Source organism: Marinobacter sp. L-46, from assembly GCF_056859535.1.
Genome location: NZ_JBSXOP010000017.1, coordinates 1 through 20,757, shown reverse-complemented (window position 1 = coordinate 20,757; position 20,757 = coordinate 1). Strand labels below are relative to the sequence as shown.

Genomic DNA, 20,757 nt, shown 5'->3' with positions numbered 1-20,757 from the left:
GGTTATTCCTCAATCCGTTTTATAGCCCAGCATCTTAAACGCTGGAAAATAAAATCGGCGGCAAGTTTCTCCTGTTCCAGGCGAGGCTTTGCAAAATCTCCTTGTCGCAGTTTATGAAATAGGCGACTTTCCTGTTCTTCTAAGTAGGCCGGAGGGGCGTCAACCGAATTCGGTTCATCAACCATTCGAGAAGTGAATTTCTCCACCACTTGCTCGTACATCATGATCGACTCAATATTTTTACATCGACGGCGAGCATCGCTGAGGATAGCGAAGCCTTCTGAGTCTATATCGCCCCAGTACCCCACGTTTTTTGCTTGGAGCCATGGAGCGGAAAGCCAGGAAACGTTTTTACCGCCCCCAAACACCGCGATAGTGTTGTCGAGCGGCGGCAAACCAAGGCCGGATTGAACATTCTCTACAACCAGAATGTTGCTAGCCGGAAGCTCTACAGCTAATAAAGTAGCGGTGTCCATTTGCAGAATTGGAAGGCCACCCAAAGCAGTTTGGGAGCTGTCACATAGCGGACGTACAAACAACCAACCTTTTGGGTTTTCGATACATGTCAGCCAAGCCAAAAGTCCGCCTGACGCACTAACCTCCCCACGCCAAAGAACATCCAGCAAGCATTCGATAAGATGGAGATTCTGCTCCACGAATTTCGTATCAACCTGAGTGAGCGGAAGTGCTCGCAGGTATCGGCCACCTCCCAAACCCGCTTTGAGTTGCGGCACCAACCCGACCAGCAGCCCCAACTCATCCTCAGTAAAACTTGTCAGCGCCTCAAGGTTATCCACCAATGCAGAGAATAGTCCACGCTGAATCTTTTCATCTTGGGCAAAAGGTTGCGCAAGGATATTCCCAATTCGTCGCTCCCAATTTCCTAATGCAGTTTGCTCTTGCTCTCCCAGTAATTCGGCTAGTGTCCCAATGTCCGCGACACGGAAACGAACTGGCACCCTCTGGACGGACAGTTGACGGAAGCTCTGGCTTTCCCATTGAACGCAGCCCTGATTCGGGAACGCTCTCCATGCTGAAACGAAACGATGAAAGTGTTCCAGGTCTGAAACAGCTTCTTGTCCCCGTGGTGGCTTGAGGCTAACACTGACGGGGAATGGCCTTTCGCCTTTAAGCCGGGCCTTTAGTGCTCGTCGCTGATACCATTCTTTCTCCCGAAGGCGCTCAATGACATCTCTCGGCATCAGCCCCCAACTACGATCACTCATCAATCCCAATTCCCAATGACTCCGCGTCACCCATAACCGACAAGCGCTTTGCCTCTGCAAGCTTTTGATCAATTTCCTGCCACGTCAGCTCACACAGGCGGCTCTCATGATTTTCGGCATCGCGCTCAGCGATTAACAGTGAACGGGCTGACTCTCGGGCCAGGTTAAGATTCTTATAGGGAGTGATCAGATTGACATGGATATGCAGCTCCTTGAAAACCTTCAGCACGCGACGGCTCACAGACTCGGCAGTGTTAGAGAAGGCTTCGTCCAGAAACACCGTGCTGTAAACAGGCCGGTCATAGCCATCTGGCGTCAGGACATAGGCCAAGCTCGCTGCCACAACCATTCCTGCAAACGACTCCTTTTCGCCGCCGGATTTACCGCTGGACGACCTAAGTACGTCGCGAATTTCCAATGTAGTGGCGTCCACTTCCTCCGCGAAGAACGTCATCTGATAGCGTGGGTCCAGCAAGCGCAAGCTCTCCAGCGAACCTGAAGTTCCCGATGAGCTGGCTTTATCAAGGATAGAAACTACGTCTGATAGGGCATTGAAACGCCCCTCGTGGTCGTCACTGGTTACCTGGCCTAGAACATTGCGAAGCTTGCGCTCAAAATCCACGACATGAGGATACCTTTCTTTACTCGTACCCAGTTTCAGATAACTACCCACACGGAATTCGGTGCGGCGAAGAACCTCATTGATCGTGTCGATACGTTCCAGGATATCCTCACGATCGGCACTCAGCTTATTATTGATGTTTGCGAGCGACTGAGTGGCATGCTTGTTCAGGCGTTCCCTGAATTGGTCCACCAACACCGGAAGGCCCTCGGTCTCCAGCTGATTCAGGTATTCGAGATAATCATCTAGCGCATCCAGACCTGTCGGCCAATCCACAACAACCGGCAACCACTGGTCCTTGCCTCTAAACGCCCCCATAATATTGTTGGCCCGATTCGATGCAGTGCTGTGGCGGGCCTGCTCTTTATTGATCAATGAATCCAGCTCTTTCTCAACTTCTCCCTGTTGATAGGCCTGATCTAGAGTGATCGGCCCCACACGCTTATCCAGCAATCCTCGACACTCATCGGTCATACCCGGAGATGCGGCTTCCTGCGCTTGCTTTAGCGTTTGTCGCGAGATCTTCAGCTGATTGTCCACTCCTCCCAATTTACTTTTTACTTCTCCAACTTCGTGCTGAATTCTCTGCCTTACCAGCTTCGCGTCTTCCCATCGGCGTTTTGCTTCGGCCAAATCTCCTTGCGAAGCCTCAATCGCCTGTAAATCCTCCTTCAACTGCTCGAGCTTGCCTTTCCAACGAGGTACATCGATTTCTTCCCAGCGAAGGGTATCCACACGTTCCAGGACCGTTTTGCGTCCGCTAACTTCATCCATCGCCTTTCGGGCTTTGGCAACATCGTCAGCCAGTTCTGTCACCCGCTGCTTGAGTTGGCCGAGATCGCTATTCAATATGGACAAACGACTTTTGTTGGAAAAACCAAGGCTCCATTGACGACGATCATCAATTCTGGATAGGTCTATTTTCTCGAACCGCCCTCGCTCCTTATGAATCAGTCCTTCCCGGGTCATTGAGAAGGGCGTGACATCCAGGTCCTCGGTGGTGTTCACGCAGGCCAGGTCAAACTTGCTGAGGTGATGTTTGAGCCAATCGCGATAAGGGTGTTGACGCCAATCCAGCTTTTTCAGAAAACCACTTTCCTTAAACTCTGGCGGCCGCTGGTTGCCAGACTTGTCATCAACGACCTGAGCACGAACGTGGAGGCCGGTATGCCGGGCATTAAGCCATCGGGTCACCATGGAGAAGCTATCTCCCGGCACCAGCAGCGTTGTTCGTAAACCTCCCAACGCTCGCTCAATAGCCCCTTGCCAGGGGCGCTCATGTTCCTGCACGTCAATTAATTCGCCCACGAAAATGAGTTCATCGGCAGACAGGCCAAGAGATTGCACCAACTCCTCACGTAGCCGCTGATAAGGATGGTCAATATTCGAATCCGGCCGCGCCTTGATTTCGCGAATGTCTGATTCAAGAACCCCGATCGCTTCTTGCGCTTTGCCAAGTTCTGCGCTGGTATCCGCAAAGTGGTCTTGGCTGGCCTCGGTTTTCTGGGCCATTGTCCCAAGGAGAGTTGCCACTGCCTTTTTGTTGCTAGAGAAGGCCTCTTCCGATAATAAATCAGACAGTCCAAGAACCCCCATATCCTGCTGATAGGCAGATGCCTTCTGGCTCACTTCGGCAAGCTTGCCTGATGACTGGAGGATATCCTTTTTGAGTGACTCGACCTTTTCACCGCCATGCTTCAAATACTCCCCATGACGGCGTTCGACTAAAGCCTCTGCCTCCTGCTCCTCCCCCGCGAGACTCTCTAACTTCTCCTGCAGTTTCTCAACTTCAGCTTTAAGTGCCTCCACCTGAACCGACCACAACTGTGCGAGCACTTCTCCGAAGTAAATCCCCAGATGCTCTTTTTCCAGACGAAGCCTCTGCAATGCCTGCTCGGCTTGGCGAAGTGTTTGTGACAGGTCAGGCAAAGGGCTCAAGTGCTCTACCTGCGCCCGGGTATCCACCAGCCGGTCATGTGTTGCCACCAGATCGCCAAACTCCTCAACAACCTTTTTGGCATCCTCCCGGATGGTGCTGGGCTCCAGAACCAATTCGCGTATCAATTTGGTCAGGTCATCAATCTTTTTGAGCCCGAGGGCCCGTGACAACAGAGCCGGGGCATTCTTGTTTTCCATAAACAAGAGTTTTCGGTACAGCTCCTGGTAATCCGAAAACCGGTCATCACAACAGGTGATAAGAGGGTCATTGCGTAACATTTGCTTCAACGCGGTGACACTCCCCTCGCCAAAGGCTTCCAGCAACTCTTTCAATTCGAGGTTACGCCTTGAAACGGCATAAACACGCTTTACCTCACTTAGTGAGTTGGACGCCTGTGTTGTCCAAAACAATGCCGCCAACGTAATCACCGAATCATCATCAGCGCGATAGAGTGCCCTCAGCCCGGTGACAACAGCTTTTTCCCGCTTGCTTTTGACTCTGGTGCCTGAGCCTTCGTGAGCCGCCCCAAAACTACCCCGCATGTAAGAAAGCAAAGAGCGATCTGTGCGGTCACCCTGCGCCGCAGCCACATTGAAGGTCGCCCTCCCAGCCGGAAGTAACAGGGCCATCAGGCCGTCCACAAACGTCGATTTACCGGAGCCGTTGTCGCCCGTAATCAACGTACCTTCCGGATCGATCCTTGCCGTGTGCAATCCTTCAAAAGAGCCCCAGTTATAGACGCTAAGCTCCGCCAGACGAATCTGCCCCTGCCGGAAAAATGTATCGCCGTACCGCTCCATGCTGGTCATACCTTAAAGCCCTCCCAGCAAATCATCTTGGCTCGCCCGGGACTCATCCGATACCGAATCGAGATGAAGCGCTGCATCAACCTCAAGGTTTTCCTCCTCAGCCAATCGCAGATACTCGTTCAACATGGACTCAAGAAAGGCGGCATCCACCACATACCGAATGATAGGCGTAATCTCATAACGATCCTCTGCTCCCCGGGCTGCAGCCAGGATTTTTTTCTGTGTCAACTTCTGAACAGCACCGTTGAGCTTCTTGCGATCTGCTTTAGCGTGATTCGTTAACGGCAAAAAGGGTGTGAGATAGGACTCCACCCGTTCAAGATCGACCGTAATTTTCTGCTCACCGGCCGATTCCCGTTCCTGATAATGGCGGCGGAGTACCAACAGCAAAAGGGTGTCATAGAGGGAAAGGGTGCGCTTTGAAATCAGTGAAACTGGCTCGCCGTCAATGGAGATATCATCCTCATCCGTCTCATTCAGGGCGACAAATGCAACTCCGGCTTTCTCATCCAAAATCAATCGCAGGTAAACTTCAGCCAGATGGCGGCGGATCTGGGATTCATACCTGCAAAGGCTCTCAAACACCTTGGGTTTCTGTGTGCCAATGACCGCACCCTGCCGCATCAAATAAACCAAGACCCGCCTCGCCTCATGAGGCAACTCTAAGCCTCCGTCGGAGTCACCTCCGGGCGCGTCAATTGCCTCCGCCTCCTCATCGGAGTTACTGTCCGTGCCCTTTTCCAGGTCAGGAGAGGGACTGGAAGGGAAATGGCTGTCACTTTGGCCCCGCACTCTGTCAAAAAAACTGGGATTCGCAGAGTTCTCTTTGTTATCCGTCATATCAGCACCTATAGCACCAGCTCATCCCGATTTGTGGGGAACAGTTCCGCACTCAACATAAAGGTTGGTACGGTCGCTTGAAGCTTTGCTCCGTTTTTGTCAGTAAATTGCACTCGCTCCACATCGTCTAGCTGCGCCGCGTTGACGGACTTGGCCACCCTCACGTATGCAACAAGTTCTTCAAGCCCGGCGTTTATCGGGTAATGCCGCAGCAGCCCTGCGATGGTCATAGGTCCGTTAGCAGCCAAAGCTTGATAAACTTTTTCAGCGACCTCACGAATCCGAACCGTTTCCAGGCTTTCGAGGATCTGCTTGCTGGGCTCTCGCGTATTCTCGCGAGCTAGCACACCGCGAGTATCAAGTTTCTCGTCCGGACTACGGAGGCGCATGGTTTCAGGAGAGGCTATTTCAAGTGGCCCGACAGACAGGGATAACAGGGTTTCCGTTCGCAAATTCACCCCTCCATCCCGCAAAGCAACAGCGACCTTCTCCAGCCTGGATAACAGTTGGTCAACCGCGCGATTTTCACTAGCCGCACCGCTCTCTACGTAGGCTCTCAGACTCTCTTCAGTTCTCCGGCGCACCTGGAAGACCCGATCGCTTTCCCGGCCCAGCTCTCGCATAAGATGGGCGAGAAACTGCCGTTGGGCCTGCGATAGCTGCTCTGCAATGGGCTGATTCAGAATACCGTGAAGTTGGTCACGCAATTCAGTTTGCCGATTCTGGTCGCACAGTAACTGGAAGAAACTCTCGAAGGCACTGCCCGCATCGGTCGAAGACAACAGCGCTTCTTTTTCCATTACCGAAAGCAGCACCTCACCCCGTGTGGCACCGCCTTCAATCAACTGGATTCGCAACGCCTTGTCCAATTGCCGGATTTCATCTTCTACGCGACGAAAATCACCGGTCAGTACCGAGGCAAGCTGATACACCTCGCGAATGCGTTCACGTTGCTGCTTTTCACTGAGTTCCTTAACGACCCCCGCTCTGAGGTCGGCGATTTCCCGTTCAAGTTCTGCTTTCTTGTGTTCCAGCAAAGTGACCCGCTCGTCAACATTGGGGCTGATAGCGACGGCAAGATCCCGGACGGCTTCCTGCACAATTCTCAGGTGGGAGGCGGTAGTGCCGGAGGTTCGTTCATCAAGGTTTCGACAAAAACGCAGCGCCGTTTCGCTAGCATCTGTCTTGGTAAGATTGTCGTCCAGCTCACGCAGCCAGCCCGAGGCAATCCACTGATTTAGATAGGTATTGGCTGCGGTCTCGGTTGGCCAGATACCGAGCTCCCGCAGACGATTTATTTCAGCATCAAGGCGTATGCGGGCTCGGCCAAAGGGAACTTCACTGTCCTCCGCAAACAAATCCGAGATAAAGGCGAGGATGTAAGGGGCATTATCTGCGCGCAGCAGCTTCCATGCCGCACTCTCTGCATAGAGGCGATTGTATTTTGCCTGCAATCCCTGAAAGCTCATTGCGCATTCCTGTTAACTAAATGGCCGTCACCTCAGCCACCGAAGCCGCCACTTTGTAGTCCACATCACCCAAGGCTTCAAAGTGCGCTTCGCCACAAAGAATCTTAAGATTCTCCTCCAGGCGGCGCTTGTCGCTGTCGTGGGTGGATTTGGTCTCACGAATCAGATACACCTTGCGGTCTTCCTCCAGCACCACGGCCCAATCCGGATTGTAGTCGCCCACCGGCGTAGGAATGGTGAACCAGCGAGGTAACTTGCAGAAGAACTTGACGTTCTCCGCGCCATCGAGCGCCTGTGCGGTCATCCGCTCAATGTGGGAATCACACTCGATGTAATCATAAGGCGTTTGAACCTGGACGCCCCGGTTGCCATGTTGAACCTGATAGGAACGGTCCAGATAGGCTTCCAGCTCCGGCTCATTGAACAACTCCATCTTGAAATGTTCGCCGGCCAGTTTCTCGTAGCGGATGCCATCGACTAACAGTTCATCCAGCGCTTTCTGAATTTGCCGCGCTGCTTCGGTGATAAACCCCTGCGGGTTAGTCTTGAACTCACCCAACCGCTTGCAGTTGCGGATAATCGTCAGCAGCGTACCCCGGGTCAGATGGGTGCGCTCCTGCAAGGCACCAATCAGGTCCGGCAAGACCTCATGGGAGCTGACGTAGCGCTCTTTGGTGGTGGATATCTGCCGGTCACTGCCAAAGCCAGCGTCCGTCAGTTTGGCCTGGGTATGATCAATGGTGAGCGTCACCGGCTTGACCACCGGCATGTACTGGAGCTTGTGGCTGGCCAGGTCGATGAGTTGCTGAGTATCAAACCGGATGGAGTAGCGGGTTTTCTGACTGATCTTGTCCCACAGTGTTTTGAAGTCCGGGTTCAGCTCCACCCGCTTGTTGTAGGTAACGGCTGTCCGTTTGCGGGCGTCCTGCACCCGGCCCGCAAACATAAAGCTGCGCAAGCGGTCGATAATCTCGCTTTCCAGCGGCTGGTACTCCGGCGGCACTTGCAGCTGGAAGTACATGTCGTCCGGCTGGAAACGGGCGGTGAGGTCACCTTTGGCATCCAGGTAGCCCTCCGCCTTCAAGGCCTGCCAAAGATGCCGGGACTTTTCCTGGCCCAGGGTTTCAGTGTCATTAATCGCCAGCGGTGCAAAGGCGATGGCGGGTACCCGGCCAAACTTAAAGCCACCGCCGATGTCCTTCTCCATTTCCGTTTGCAGATTCTTCGCGTATTCCTCAAAGGATTCACTGGCCACGACGGTAAGGCGATTGACCTGCGGGTCATATACGCGGTCGCCATTGGCATCCACAGATAAGCGCAGACCACGACCAAGAGTCTGGCGCCGCTCCTTTTCACTGCCAAACTCACGTAGCGTGCAGATCTGGAACACGTTGGGGTTATCCCAGCCCTCTTTTAGCGCCGAATGACTGAAGATAAAACGCAAGGGCTCGGCATCGTCCAACAGCCGCTCCTTGTCTTTCATGATCAGCTCGTACACTTCACCATCACTGACGGTGGTGCCGCTGGTGTCTTTCAGTTCCACCACCTTGCCGCGCTTCTTCACCTCGGCAAAATAGCCGTTGTGCACCTCCTCCACGTCCCGCCTGGGCAGGTCGCTGAACAGCGGGCTCGCAGCCAAATCCCGGTAGACTTCTTCAAACCAGCGGGCCAATTTGCCGTTCTGCCGGTTACCGTGTTCATCGTAGTAACGGTAATTAGCCACCTTGTCGATAAAGAACAGCGACAGCACCTTCACATCCAGGCCCTGCTTTTGCAGGTTACGCTCCTTCTTGAAGTGCTCTTCCACCGTCTGGCGGATCTGCTCTTTGAGTACATCGTCATGGATGCCGTCTTTCTCCTGCTCCGGCTCCAGAGTCGCGTTATTGGCAAAGCGCACATATTCCGCGCCGGGCTCCGCGTATATCTCATCCACCACATAGCCCTGATAACCGGGATGGTTGGTGTGGTCGGACAGGTCCGTGCCCTGCTTAAGCTTGACGGTCTTTTCCTTGGTGCCGTTAGGCGTATCTTCGAAAATCACCACCGAGGCAGACGGTGTCTTGGCTTTGCCGCTGTAGCCAATCTGACTCAGCTTCAGGTAAGTCTGGTTCACATTGCTCTGGGACTGGATGGACGCCACCGAGATCTGCTTCACCAGCTTCATGTCGTAAGCTTTCACCGGGCCGAGCTGGTACACCACGTTGTAGGGGTTGCGGTGGGTGGCGGAATAACGCAGGGCGAACAATGGCTTCAGGTGATTCACCGCCCGGCGGGCCTTGGCAGTGTTATCCACCGACTGCGGCTCGTCGATGATCAGCACCGGCCGCACGTCCTGGATGAATTCGATGGGCTTGACGCCCGACATCCGGTCCTGCTCCCGGTGAATCACCGAGAGCTTCTTGATCTGCTCAGGCGTCAGGCTGTCGTAACTGTCCACATCCCCGGCGTCCCGCTGAAACGCCTGGATGTTGATCACCATAATCTGCAGCGTGTTGGCGGTGGCAAACTGGCGGACCTTGGACAGATCTTTGGCGCTGTATACGTAATGATCGAAAGGCGCGTTGTTGTAAAGGCTGCGGAAGTGTTCCTTCATCATGGCCAGAGACGACAACACGCCCTCCCGGATGGCCACCGACGGCACTACAATAATGAATTTGCGAAAGCCCAGGCGCTTGTGCAGTTCGAATATGCTGCGCAGGTACACGTAGGTTTTACCGGTGCCGGTTTCCATCTCCACCGAGAAATTGGGGAACGGGTAGTCATCCCCTGCTTCAAACAAATGTGGGGATTTCTCAATGAAATTCTGCTCCTGCACCCGGTGCAGGTTATCCAGCAGTTTGTCCGGGTCCAGTGCCAGGGTGTTGGCGATGCCCAGCTTGCGATAGGGTTCACCAGCGGTGGACAAGCCCTCGAACACCGACAGCGTGGATTCGATAGCGTCTTGCTGGTAATCGAGATTGGGGTTGAACTTCAGTTTCAATGCGCAGCTCCGGCTTCCTCGGCTGGGTTCAGGTACTGCATCAGATCACCGCGGCGGAATGTGGCCGAAAGCTGCTGCAACGATATCTCCCTTTCGCCATACAGAGCCATCAGCGCCTCGGAAATCTGATCCTGTGCGCGATGCTGGAATTCATCAAACTGGCGATTCAGGCGGTCCTGCAACGCCTGATAGTTCCGATGGCTGACCTCGGCCAGTGCAACACCTTCGGCTTCCAGCAGATAATCTCCCACCAACATGGCCTTGTAGTGAGAGGCATAAGGCAGGAATACCGGGGGATTGGCCTGCTCCGGGCGCTTGCGTTCGTTCTCCACCAATCGGAAGATCAGCGCAGCCAATATGGCCTGTGCGGAGTTCAGGTTGTCGAACACTTCCTCGTAGAGTTTTCCGAACAGCTCCTTGCGCCGGAACTTGGCCTGGAACGGCTTACGGCGCCAAACTGCCAGCACTGCTTCAGCCACCACGGAACTGGTCAGCTCGTCACTCTTCACCGAAGTATCGTCCCGCTTCCGACGATAACTAAACCCCAGGTCCTTCATACCCAACTCCAACCGACGCTGCTGCTCGTCATTAGCGCGCAAATCTCTCAGATCCACCGGGTTCTGACTGTTAGTGGCGTAGGTAATGTCCTGCACGAATTCTTTATCGTCTTCCGCAAGTTCATATAACCGCAGCAGAACGTAGGTCTCCGAGAAATCCCGCAACAGGTCAGGGTCGTTGAGGGTCTGCTGGATGGTTTTGCAGGTTTGGCCACCATTGATGATCTGAATGCCTTCCAGCTTGAGCTGGTAATCCCGGCCCTGCAGGGCGTTGTGTCGGAACTTCCGGCAGATCATGGTGATGCCATTGTTGAAGAAGTAGAAATTCTTGCGCCGGCTATCGTCCACCAGAGTATCGTGAATGGCCGTGTTCACCCGGTTACGGTTCATACCCAGATAACGGCGGATGTTCCGCTCCAGCAACTGATCACCATGCCGATTGAATAGGTCGGCGATATCCTGAATCGCCACTTTGCCGATCAGCACCCGACGGTAGTTGAAGTCCTCAATCACGGCTTCGCCTCGCAGTGGCAAGGAATCGTCCACCGATTTCTGGTTCTGTAGTACCCGCACAATGTCGTTGTGGTTCAGGTGCACCCAGTTAACCTGAGAGGGAGAGAATCCCGCAGCTTCGATCAGTTTCTGGGCGCTATCGTTCCAGCGATCCCCGTTGTTGCAAAGCACCATCTTTACCACAGGGATATACCCGTCCCGAATCAGAGACCGCACCTCTTCTATACGAGGTTTCAGCCGGTCATTCATATCGAGCACTTTGGCTGGGTCAAACAGTGTGCCAATGGTCTGAATGGCTGCCTTCACGCCATTTTCTGGAAAATGAGCCACGCCACTCAGATCTTTGTGTTTGTATTTGCCTTGAAACAAAGTGACCTGAAATTCGCCATCTTCCACATCGCCCACGTAAAGCACATCCACGCCGGCATCGCCGCCACCCTCGGTGAGGTACTCTGCGGCCTCTTCCAGTGGAATGCCCAAAGCGGTGGCTGCACTGAGCAACACGAATGCGGCAGACTTTTTCTTCTGTGGATCGTTACCTGCTGGCAGCAGGTCGCTATTGGCGCTGACAATGCCGTCCAGTCTCTGATCGATGATGCTTGCGTTAATGTCCATGGGCGCTCCTGAGCCTGACGATGCGGTTCAAACCGTTTTGAAATCGATCTGATCGATTTTTTCCTTGCCCTGGTTAAAGGCCTCAAAAGTTTTCACGGCATTGGTTTTGAGCTGGTCGTTGCCGTGGAAGGCTTTGTCCAGGCAGATAAACTGGCCGGGGGCCTTGGCCAGCACAGCGTCGATCAGGGGCTGATCGATCTCGTCTTCCAGATGCATCAGCAGGGTGCCTTCGGCCACGGAGAACAATTTGTGGCCCGCCAGCGCAATCTGTTCAACTTTTTCCGTGGGCATCACACCGGCCTTGATCAGCAGTTCGTATAGCAGATCTTCCTGGCTGGCGTTGGGGTCGATGTGATCGACGTTGAGCTCCATTTGTTGGAGGAGTTCTTCATCAGAAACGTCTTTGGCAGGGGCCTGCCAGAGTTTGAAGTTGCTTTGGTTGAGTTTGAGGACTTTGAAGCCCCCAACACGACAGACACCGTCGCCAAGCTCCAACTGTCCCGCAGGTGCGCCGCCATTCAAGACCCTGCGCAGGCGCTCCTTACTCACAGACGCAATATTCATCGGCAAATGGTTGCTTTGACAGAATAGCCCTGCGGGCGAATCCAGATCTATCTTTTCGGGAAGCTGGACCAAGACATAATTAATGCTGACATTCCGCTCGAGAGAGTGCGCAACTACCGCATGTCCAGTTGTGGCAGAGCCAGCAAAAAAATCAAGAACAATGTCACCGTCGTCGACGGTCAATTGCAGCATCCTTCGAATTAGCCTTGTAGGCTTCGGGTTGTCAAAAATGTCACTTGATCCGAGTATTTTTTTGATTTCTTTAGCCGAACTCTGATTATCCCCGACTTCTGAATTGCTCCACCACGTCCACGCGTTAACACCCTCAGACTCGGACAAAAACTTCTTAAGTCGAGGTCGGGCGTTGCCATCCTTGCCGAACCATAAGCGATTGTCTGCATACAGCTCATCATATGTTTTCTTCGCCAAAGCCCAACACCTGCCGTCCGGTGGCGGATAAGACTTTCCTGATGGGGTAATGACTTCAAAAAATTGATCTTTAGTAGCGTGGCCAGTTTGGCCTGTCAGGTCGACCGATGCCCAAGGCCCTCGCGGATCATTATCACGGTTCTTGTATTCAGAACTGCGGGTGTGCGAAAGAGGAAGCTTCTTAAGCAACTGCTGGCCTAACTCACTTCTCACATAGACAAGCACGTAATCATGGGCCGCTCCGAGATTAAATCTTGAATCTGGAGACGTACGCTTCTGCCAAACGACAGAAGCAATAAAATTCTCCTCTCCAAAAATCTCATCACACATCCGCCGCAGGTTTTCCACCTCGTTGTCGTCGATGGAAATAAAGATCACCCCATCCTCCCGCAGCAGGTTGCGGGCCAGGTACAGGCGGGGGTACATCATATTCAGCCACTTGGTGTGGAAGCGGCCTTCGTTGGCGGTGTTGGTGGAGAAGGTGCGACCTTCGCTGTCTTTCAGGCCGGCGTATTGCAGGTAGGTGTCCAGGCTCTCGCTGAAGTTGTCCGGGTAGATGAATTCCTTGCCGGTGTTGTAGGGCGGGTCAATGTAGATCATCTTAACCTTGCCATAATAGCTCTTCTGCAGCAGTTTGAGCACTTCCAGGTTATCGCCTTCGATAAACAGGTTCTCGGTGGTGTCGAACTCCACCGACTCCTCCCGGCAGGGTTTGAGGGTGGCGGTGGTGGGCTGCTGGATCAGCCGCAGGCAGTCCCGCTTGCCGGGCCAGTCCATGCCGTAACGTTCCCGGCGACTGTCGAAGAGGTCGGTGAACTCACCCAGTTCCGCTTTCAGGCGCTCCAGATCAATGGTTACCTTCAGCTCACCCTGATCATTGCGGGTTTCGGTGAAAATGCCCGGGAACAGTTGTTCGAGTTCTTTGCGGCGCTGCTCGGCAATGTCCAGGGACTGGCCGTTCATCTGGGTGTCTGTCGAAGAAGTGTCCGGGTTGGTCATGGTACGGCGGTGTCCTTGATCATTGCGAAAAATGGAGAGCTAACGGCGGCAATGCTGGTGTCAGTCTTTCGGCGGTTTGTTAGGGTAATCCGCCAGCTCCCAGAAGGAGCGTTTGCGCCAGTGCCGGGTTTGCAGGCCGTGGATGAAGGCCTGGGCATCCTCCAGCCCCTGGTAATCGTCAATCGCCTTATCCAGCGCCAATAATTTATGAAAACAGCCGGCGCCGTGGCGATACGCACGGGTGTAGCCACGCCCCAAGAGATCCGTCAGTAGCGCACGGTAGCACACCACTTGCGCGAGCGGCCTGTGTTCTTCGGCAAAAATTTTCGCCCAGTTTAGCAGGGTACCGTAATGGACCGAGGCGAATTGCTCGGGTTCGGCCAATAATATCGCTTCGGCCCGCTGGGGGTTTCCTACCAGCAGCAACATGGCAACCCACTCGTCGGGTGCGACCTTGTCAGTTGACAGGTTTTCAACCTGACGTTGCAACTGGGGCTGCTCTTGATCACTGGCCATCAGCCACAGCGGTTCCAGAGTGTAGGTATGGGGCCTTTCAGTAAAATCCTGTTGGAGCTCCGCTTTCAACTGGCCGGTATCGCCGTTGCGCTTCAGCCAGAGGCGCCGTAGAGAGCGATAGCGGTTCTGGTCGCGTTGCCATTGAGGCTGTTCCAACCAGTAAGCGGCCCGGTCCAGATAGCCGATGGCCAGCGCAAATTCGATAATACGGCCCAGCTGCAGGGTATTGGGCTCCGGGCTGATAAGCAGGGTGGCCTGTTCGTACAGAGCCATGTCTTGCAGAGCTTCAGCCACCGATTTGATGCCGATGCAGGCATGGGCGGCTTCGGAATTATAGCGGTCTGGCTCCTTGGGGGATGCCAGTGCAGCCTTCGCATCCGCCTCAAAGTGAGCCGCCAACCCGCGAAGTTCCTGTTCGGCCAGTAACGGGGCGCTATTGGTGATGATGTCATCCATAACGCCGTACTCATTGTTATCAAAAAACGTCAGCACCTTTTGCGGCCAGTTTTCGGCATCCGGTTGTTGGTGGCGCAACTCAACCGCGATAACCAGCCATTGCCTGGTGGCGCCCCTGAAAATATCACCTACGTAGCCGTCAGAGTCGTCCACTCGCTGAAACGCGTCGTCCGCCAGCTCAAGAAAGGCTTCCGTCAGTTTCAAGGCAGTGTGGGCATCTTGCGGACGCAGCAGATTGTCGATGTCAGACAATACGGAAGATAAACGCTCGCTGAAATCGTAGCTGCTCCGGTAGTCATAAAATTCATCTTCGTCAGCAATCTGCTGCAACTGGGCGGAAATTGTTTCTATCAGTGCAGTGGCCCCATTATCGGCCCCCTGACCGGCGGCCAGATAACGATCGATAATGTCATCGACATGAGACTCTACCCCATAGACGGCACGGAGAACGCGAATCAGGTCTGGCTTTGACAGTCTGGTGGCTCGGTCTTCCAGTGTCATGGGCGATATGGCTCCTTCTTCGCTGCATAAATCGTGAGTTGAAGCTCCTCGCCCACCATTTTGTATTCCGGCCGCTTGCCTGAGAGTTTTTCGGATTCGTTGAGAATCACCGGCACGCCCTCACCCCGCTTGTCCATCATCCGGGAGCGGTTGATGGTGGGGTGTTCGTAGGGGCAGCGAGCCAGCAAGCTGGTGATCAGCTGGTTGCGGGAGGCCTGTCGGGCCATGAGTTCGTCCACTTCCATGGTGTTGACCAGAGCTCCCGGTGAGCAGAATACCAGCCGATCGGCAAACATGTGCAGGCGAATGTGAGCGCCGTAAATGTCGTAATCTCGGTGGGCGACAGCGTTAACCAACGCTTCGAAGATGGCGGTCAGGCTGTATTGGGGGATGTCTTCCCGGCCCAGCAGTTTGCGGGCAGCCACGCGCTGGTTTTTCTCGACAAAGGCCAGGGCTCCGCTGATTTGTTGGTCCAGAGGGCCAGTAAAGTCCATAGCGTCAATTTGTTGGTCCGCATCGCGGTCGTCGCCCGCGTAACAGACGGACTGAATGTAGGCGTTGGGAAGCCAGTTGACCGGGCTCGGGGTGCCCAAAAGAACACCGGATACACTCAGTTTTTCATTCCCATCATCATCGTCCACCAGCATACGGAGCTTGCGAAGCTGGGTTCTTTCCGGCTGGCCTTCTTCGCGCAGGAACTTGCGGTAGAGGCTCGGGTCCAGATCTTCGTAACGGGTGCCGGGCACCGGGCGTTCGTCCAGCCAGATCAACCGGGACTGGCTGCGCTGCATCATCAGCCGTGCTAGATATTCCTGCTTCATCGGCTGTTTGGATTCGGCCACACGATGAAAATAGCGTCCGTTACTACTGTGGACGAACAGGCTCTTCTCGATATCCACGTGAAGCACGTTTTTCATGTCACCGTGTTCGTCAGGCAGTTCGAGCAACCGGGTAGCAATGGGTAGTGGCGGTTCTACGTTGTCGGTGGCGGCATCTTTTACCCGTTTCTGCACCGCCTCGAGCATATCGGTGGGAATGCCGGTGATTTCACGGGTTTTGTCGTCCACACCCAGAACCAGGTAGCCGCCTTTCTGGTTCGCAAAAGCGGCCATTTCGTCGGCCAAATCTTTCTGGTCCGGACCTTTGATTTTGCTGCCGCGGATTTCAACCCGCTTGAACTCATAGCCGGAATCTTCGCCCAGACGAATCTGGTACAACAGGTCTTTAACCAGTTTTTCTCTATCCATGATCTTCTCTGGCCTGTATCAGTGGGTGAGTGTCCAGCGGGCGGTAAACAGCTCTTTGATCTCGCACGTCAGTTCCAGCTTTTCGCTCACTTCGTCCAACAGGCGGTCTTCCTCGTGCTCAATGGCTTTTTTGGAGTGGTGGTATTCTGCCAGAGCGTCGTCCCGCTTGCGTTCCAGTTTGCGAAGCTCTTTTTTAGCCTGGATTTTTTCAGCCGTGGAGGCCAGTTGTCTCGCCTCTTTTTTGTAGGCGCGGATCTGCTCATCCAGCTCATCAACCGTGGCCATGAGCGCTTTACGGCGGTCCTGAGCCCAGCGTTCAAGCTTTTCGGACTCCTGTTCCAGGTAATTATCGAGCTCAGCTTCTGTTTCGGCCTCGGCTGCTTTTACAATCTGCGATTTCCAGTCTGCAAAGAGTTCCTCCGGAATCGAATCTGAAAGGGTCTCTGCGCGAGCGGGCACAGACATCAGATGGTCGGCGTTTTCTAATGTCAGCTTCTGGCCGTCATCCGTTTGAGCCAGAACCACCAAACGAGTGCTCTTTGTTTTTCCTTTATTGTAGGTAAACCGTATTTCAAACGCGGTGAGTACGCCAGACTGACCGATGTACTCTTTCAGCGCGGCATACTGGCCGTGGAGCTGACCGTAGTGGAACACCAAATGCGCAGGCTCCGGATCTCGGCTTTTGGCCCTGTGCACCAGATCCCAGGCCAGATAATGCTCAGTGGCCTGTAAACGGAAAAATTCGGAGTCGTTCTGCTCAGCCAGTGGCCAGCTCAGGTCATAGCGCTGATTGTTGAGGTAGAAATGGTTGGTGTTGAATCTGGCCTCCGGCAATTCCGCTCGGGCCAGATCCATGAGGACCTGTTCATATTCCTGCAGGAAGTCGTTGCTCTGATCCCGACGGGTTTTAAGCGCTGACACGACATCCCGGTCGAAATTGTTCAGCAGAGCTTCCCGTGCTGCTGTCTCCCGAGCGGCCAGGGTGTCTTCCAGGGATTTCTGAAGTTGGTCAAACTGGTACTCGATTTCCTGATCGGTACGGCAATTCTGATAAATTTCGTAGATGCGGCGTTCGATATCGATGCTACCCTCGATCGCTCCCAGCACCTCATCTGAAGCACCAAATACACCTTCAAACAGTTTGAGTTTTTCATCCAGAAGCTGAAACACCCGGCGATCCGCCGGGTTCTTGCGGTTTACGAAGTTAACCACCACCACATCATTCTTTTGCCCGTAACGGTGGACCCGGCCAATGCGCTGTTCAACCTTCTGGGGATTCCAGGGCAAGTCGTAGTTGATCAGCACGGAGCAGAATTGCAGGTTAATACCCTCACCGCCGGCCTCGGTAGAAATCAAAATATCAGCCTTGTCACTGCGGAACCGATCTACCAGTGCAGCTTTCATATCAGCGGGTTTCGAACCGCTGATACGTGCAGAACCTTTGTGTTCTTCCAGCCACGCCTGGTAAATGGCTTTGGAGCGAGTGTCGTTGTTGGAGCCGTTGAGTATGACGGTTCGCTCCGCGTAGCCACTGCTTTCCAGAAGATCATGAAGGTATCGTTGGGTCCGGCACGACTCAGTGAACACCACTGCTTTACGTTGCCCGCCGAGGCGTTCTGTCATGGTGAGGGCTTTTTCCAGCACCGTGAGCAGGGCTTGGCCCTTGGCGTTGCTGGTGATGCTCTGGGCCAGATTCCGAAATTCGGTGAGTTGGGCAATTTCCTGGCTCAATCTGCCCGAAGACCCGGAGGTCTCGTCATTGCTGGTTTCGCTGATGCCCTCCTCGTCCTCGCCGTTTTCGGACTCTGCCCAATCGTCTATTTCCTCGATATCAGAAAGAGCCTCCTCATCAAGCCGCTGCTGCTGTTCGAGACGCTCAATCATGCCTTTTAGCGTGTCGGCAACAGCGAAAGATGACGATGCCAGAATCTTACGCAAGCCCATGCTCACCAGATGGCGGGCACGGGGGTTAATCGCCTCGTTATCCGGTCGCTGCAAATAATGGGAAAGTTTTTGATACAACGCCCATTCTTCCGGCAACGGCGTGAAGTCTTGAGTAATGGAATAGCGGTTGGTGAAGTTGATACCGCCCTCTTCCTGAACCTGGCGCCGAAGGGTCCTGTGGCAAAGCGGACGAATACGGCGTTTGAGATCGTCCAGTGATTTCTGATCCCGCTGCCGGTTTACGTAGAGCGCTCGAAACGACTTTTCATCGCCGAAAAAATAAGGATCGATAACCTGACTCAGGCCATAGAGTTCCATCAGGTTATTCTGGATCGGTGTGGCTGATAGCAGGACACGGCTATCAGCGAATTCGGTGGCCTCCACCAGCGCTTTGGCCCGCTTGCTGCCATTGGCCTGATAGAGGTTCCGTAGTTTGTGGGCCTCATCGAAGACAACTAGGTTCCAGCTAACCAATCGCACATAGTCACGCTGTCGAGCCGCGTACTCATACGAGCAAATAACGATCTGCTCGTTTTGATCGAACGGATTGTTTTTTCCTTCTTTTTTCAGGCTTGCAGCAACTTTGCCATCAATGATCACCGACGGCAGCTCAAACTTGTCGCCGAGCTCCTGGCTCCACTGTTTTCGCAATGAGGCCGGCACAATCAAGAGGATGTTGCGTTTGTTCTCAGCCCATTTCTGTGCCATCACCAGGCTAGCTTCAATAGTTTTACCCAGGCCCACCTCGTCCGCCAGCAGCACACCCTGTTCCAAGGGAGATTTCAACGCGAAACAGGCAGCATCTATCTGGTGTGGGTTCATGTCCACACGGGCAGAGGCCATGGCCCGGGAGACCTGGTTTGCGATTTTGCCGGATTGGGTTAACCAGTGGGCAAAGTAGGTGCTCTGGTGAGGGGTGAACATCTCCGACTTTCCTTTAGAACAGACCGCCAATATAGTTCCCAGCATGCGGACTCTCAAGGATTATTACTATGCGATCAATACCTTGACCCGGCCATCTTACGGAATCTGTCGGAGATACACCTAGATTAGTTGCTTTACTGGCTAACGGGATCTGTTCACTGCCGAGTATTCTGATTGCAAAGGCAGCAAATCAAACACTCTGCTCTCATTATTGGGGTCCACAAGCTCCGTGGCGAACTTGTAAACCCGAGGCGTGGCGTAGAGCATTTTCAAAGCCTTGCCATGAGGCATCGCCATGTAACGCTCCGGCTCATTCTGCTCCAGCCATTTGCGAACCCTTGGAGCCATGTTATGGCCCATTTTCGGGAAGAAGTGGTGTTCGATGTGGTGGCTGAAGCGAAAGTGCAGCCGGTCCAGGATCGGGTTGCAGCGCAGGCTCATGGAGTTGTCGAGCGGGTTGTTGGTGGCGGTCTGGGGGCGCAGGAAGTGGTTGGTCAGGATGTATCCCTGCCCCAGGGCGTTGGCGGTCATGAACGGAATCAGTACGGTGAACACAGCGAGCGGGCCGGACACGACCGCCAGGGCCGTCCACAACGCCAGGCAAACAAACACCTGGGCAATCGCCAGCTTGCGGTTAAAGCCCTTGAACTGCTTGCGGTGCTTCGCCTGAATCCACAGCACCAATTGGGCATGGAAGGTGAAGGAGTAGGTCAGGAACAAGTAGCTGTACCAGGTGCCGGACCCCGGGGCCAGCTTGTGGAACTTCTTCTGGCCGGGGTTGGTCTTGTAGCGGCGTAGGGTGCCGAAGCTGTCCGGGTCGGTGTCACCGGTGTTGGTGTTGGCGTGGTGCACTACGTTGTGCCACTTCCGCCAGAACTCCGGCGGCACCAGCAAGGGCCCGAACCCCAGCCAGCCAAAGAAATTCTGCCACCGCCGGCTCATCCCCAGCGCACCATGCAGCACCTCATGGGCCAGCAACGCCTGGCAACCAATGGTATGCCCCACCAGCAGCCCCAGCCCGAGATTGGCATACCAAGGCAAACCCGCCATCAAAATAACCGCCAGCCCGGCCCAGATCACCGCCTGCAACGGCAAAAACCAGATCACCCGCCAGGTTTGAGCTTTAAACGTATCAGCGGGAAGTTCTTGCTTCATCCTGTCCCGGAGTTCCCGTTCATCCGGCTTCCCAAACACGGCCGTCGCCGCCGTTCCCTGTTTCACTGCTGCGTTCATCGGTTACCTGTCCACGTTTACTGTTGATTGAAATCACCATGCACCAAGTTTTCAGCGCACACTTGTTAGCTGAAAAATACAACAATGAACCAAATGAAACAATAACCGATGACTTCACAAGTGACGAACACACAAAAATAAAGAACAAATGTATTCTGAAAAGCAATCACCAAAGCATGATGCCACGGGTGAGGGAGGGCTTCCTCACCCGTGGCACCGCTACCAAACTTGCGGGCAGCGAGTAGGGTGAGGCGTTACCGCCTCATCCCTCTCACAGAACCGTACATACGGGCCACGTATACGGCTCATGCCATTAACTTACCCCGAACTCGGGGACAGTGATGCCGGTTTTGACCTTCGCAAGATCCATCAAC

The 20,757-nt window shown here is 54.2% G+C and carries 11 protein-coding genes; all 11 read right to left on the bottom strand.

Annotated elements, in window-relative coordinates; translation table 11 throughout:
• Positions 1 to 2: 2 nt before the first annotated feature.
• On the bottom strand, positions 3 to 1,226 hold the full coding sequence (locus AC13DJ_RS00905; RefSeq protein WP_482932843.1) for a Wadjet anti-phage system protein JetD domain-containing protein: 1,224 nt from the start codon (positions 1,224 to 1,226) through the stop codon (positions 3 to 5).
• Positions 1,219 to 4,596, bottom strand: coding sequence for an ATP-binding protein (locus AC13DJ_RS00900; RefSeq protein ID WP_474540215.1), 3,378 nt, complete (start codon positions 4,594 to 4,596; stop codon positions 1,219 to 1,221). The genes AC13DJ_RS00905 and AC13DJ_RS00900 overlap by 8 nt, the downstream gene beginning before the upstream one ends.
• Positions 4,597 to 4,599: 3 nt before the next feature.
• A complete protein-coding gene (locus tag AC13DJ_RS00895) occupies positions 4,600 to 5,436 on the bottom strand; it encodes a DUF4194 domain-containing protein (protein WP_022987982.1) in 837 nt (278 codons plus the stop codon).
• 8 nt (positions 5,437 to 5,444) lie between these two features.
• A complete protein-coding gene (locus tag AC13DJ_RS00890; protein WP_289102271.1) occupies positions 5,445 to 6,905 on the bottom strand; it encodes a DUF3375 domain-containing protein in 1,461 nt (486 codons plus the stop codon).
• A gap of 16 nt (positions 6,906 to 6,921) precedes the next feature.
• Entirely contained in the window at positions 6,922 to 9,885 is a 2,964-nt protein-coding gene (locus tag AC13DJ_RS00885; protein ID WP_474540216.1) for a restriction endonuclease, read from the bottom strand.
• Positions 9,882 to 11,570 (bottom strand): AIPR family protein, encoded by a 1,689-nt coding sequence (locus tag AC13DJ_RS00880; protein WP_474540217.1) that lies wholly within the window; start codon positions 11,568 to 11,570, stop codon positions 9,882 to 9,884. The genes AC13DJ_RS00885 and AC13DJ_RS00880 overlap by 4 nt, the downstream gene beginning before the upstream one ends.
• 27 nt (positions 11,571 to 11,597) lie before the next feature.
• Positions 11,598 to 13,562 carry a site-specific DNA-methyltransferase gene (locus AC13DJ_RS00875; RefSeq protein ID WP_474540218.1) on the bottom strand — a complete coding sequence of 655 codons (1,965 nt, stop codon included), beginning with the start codon at positions 13,560 to 13,562 and terminating at the stop codon, positions 11,598 to 11,600.
• Positions 13,563 to 13,622: 60 nt separating this feature from the next.
• Positions 13,623 to 15,035 (bottom strand): DUF6880 family protein, encoded by a 1,413-nt coding sequence (locus AC13DJ_RS00870; protein WP_289102265.1) that lies wholly within the window; start codon positions 15,033 to 15,035, stop codon positions 13,623 to 13,625.
• The gene (locus AC13DJ_RS00865; protein WP_289102264.1) at positions 15,032 to 16,282 is read right to left on the bottom strand and encodes an ATP-binding protein; all 1,251 of its coding nucleotides are present in this window, start codon (positions 16,280 to 16,282) and stop codon (positions 15,032 to 15,034) included. Before AC13DJ_RS00865 ends, AC13DJ_RS00870 begins: the two co-directional genes overlap by 4 nt.
• A gap of 18 nt (positions 16,283 to 16,300) precedes the next feature.
• Positions 16,301 to 19,150, bottom strand: coding sequence for an SNF2-related protein (locus AC13DJ_RS00860; protein ID WP_474543770.1), 2,850 nt, complete (start codon positions 19,148 to 19,150; stop codon positions 16,301 to 16,303).
• Positions 19,151 to 19,291: 141 nt separating this feature from the next.
• Complete coding sequence (locus AC13DJ_RS00855) at positions 19,292 to 20,305, bottom strand: fatty acid desaturase family protein (protein ID WP_474540220.1); 1,014 nt, start codon at positions 20,303 to 20,305, stop codon at positions 19,292 to 19,294.
• Between the last annotated feature and the right edge of the window lie 452 nt (positions 20,306 to 20,757).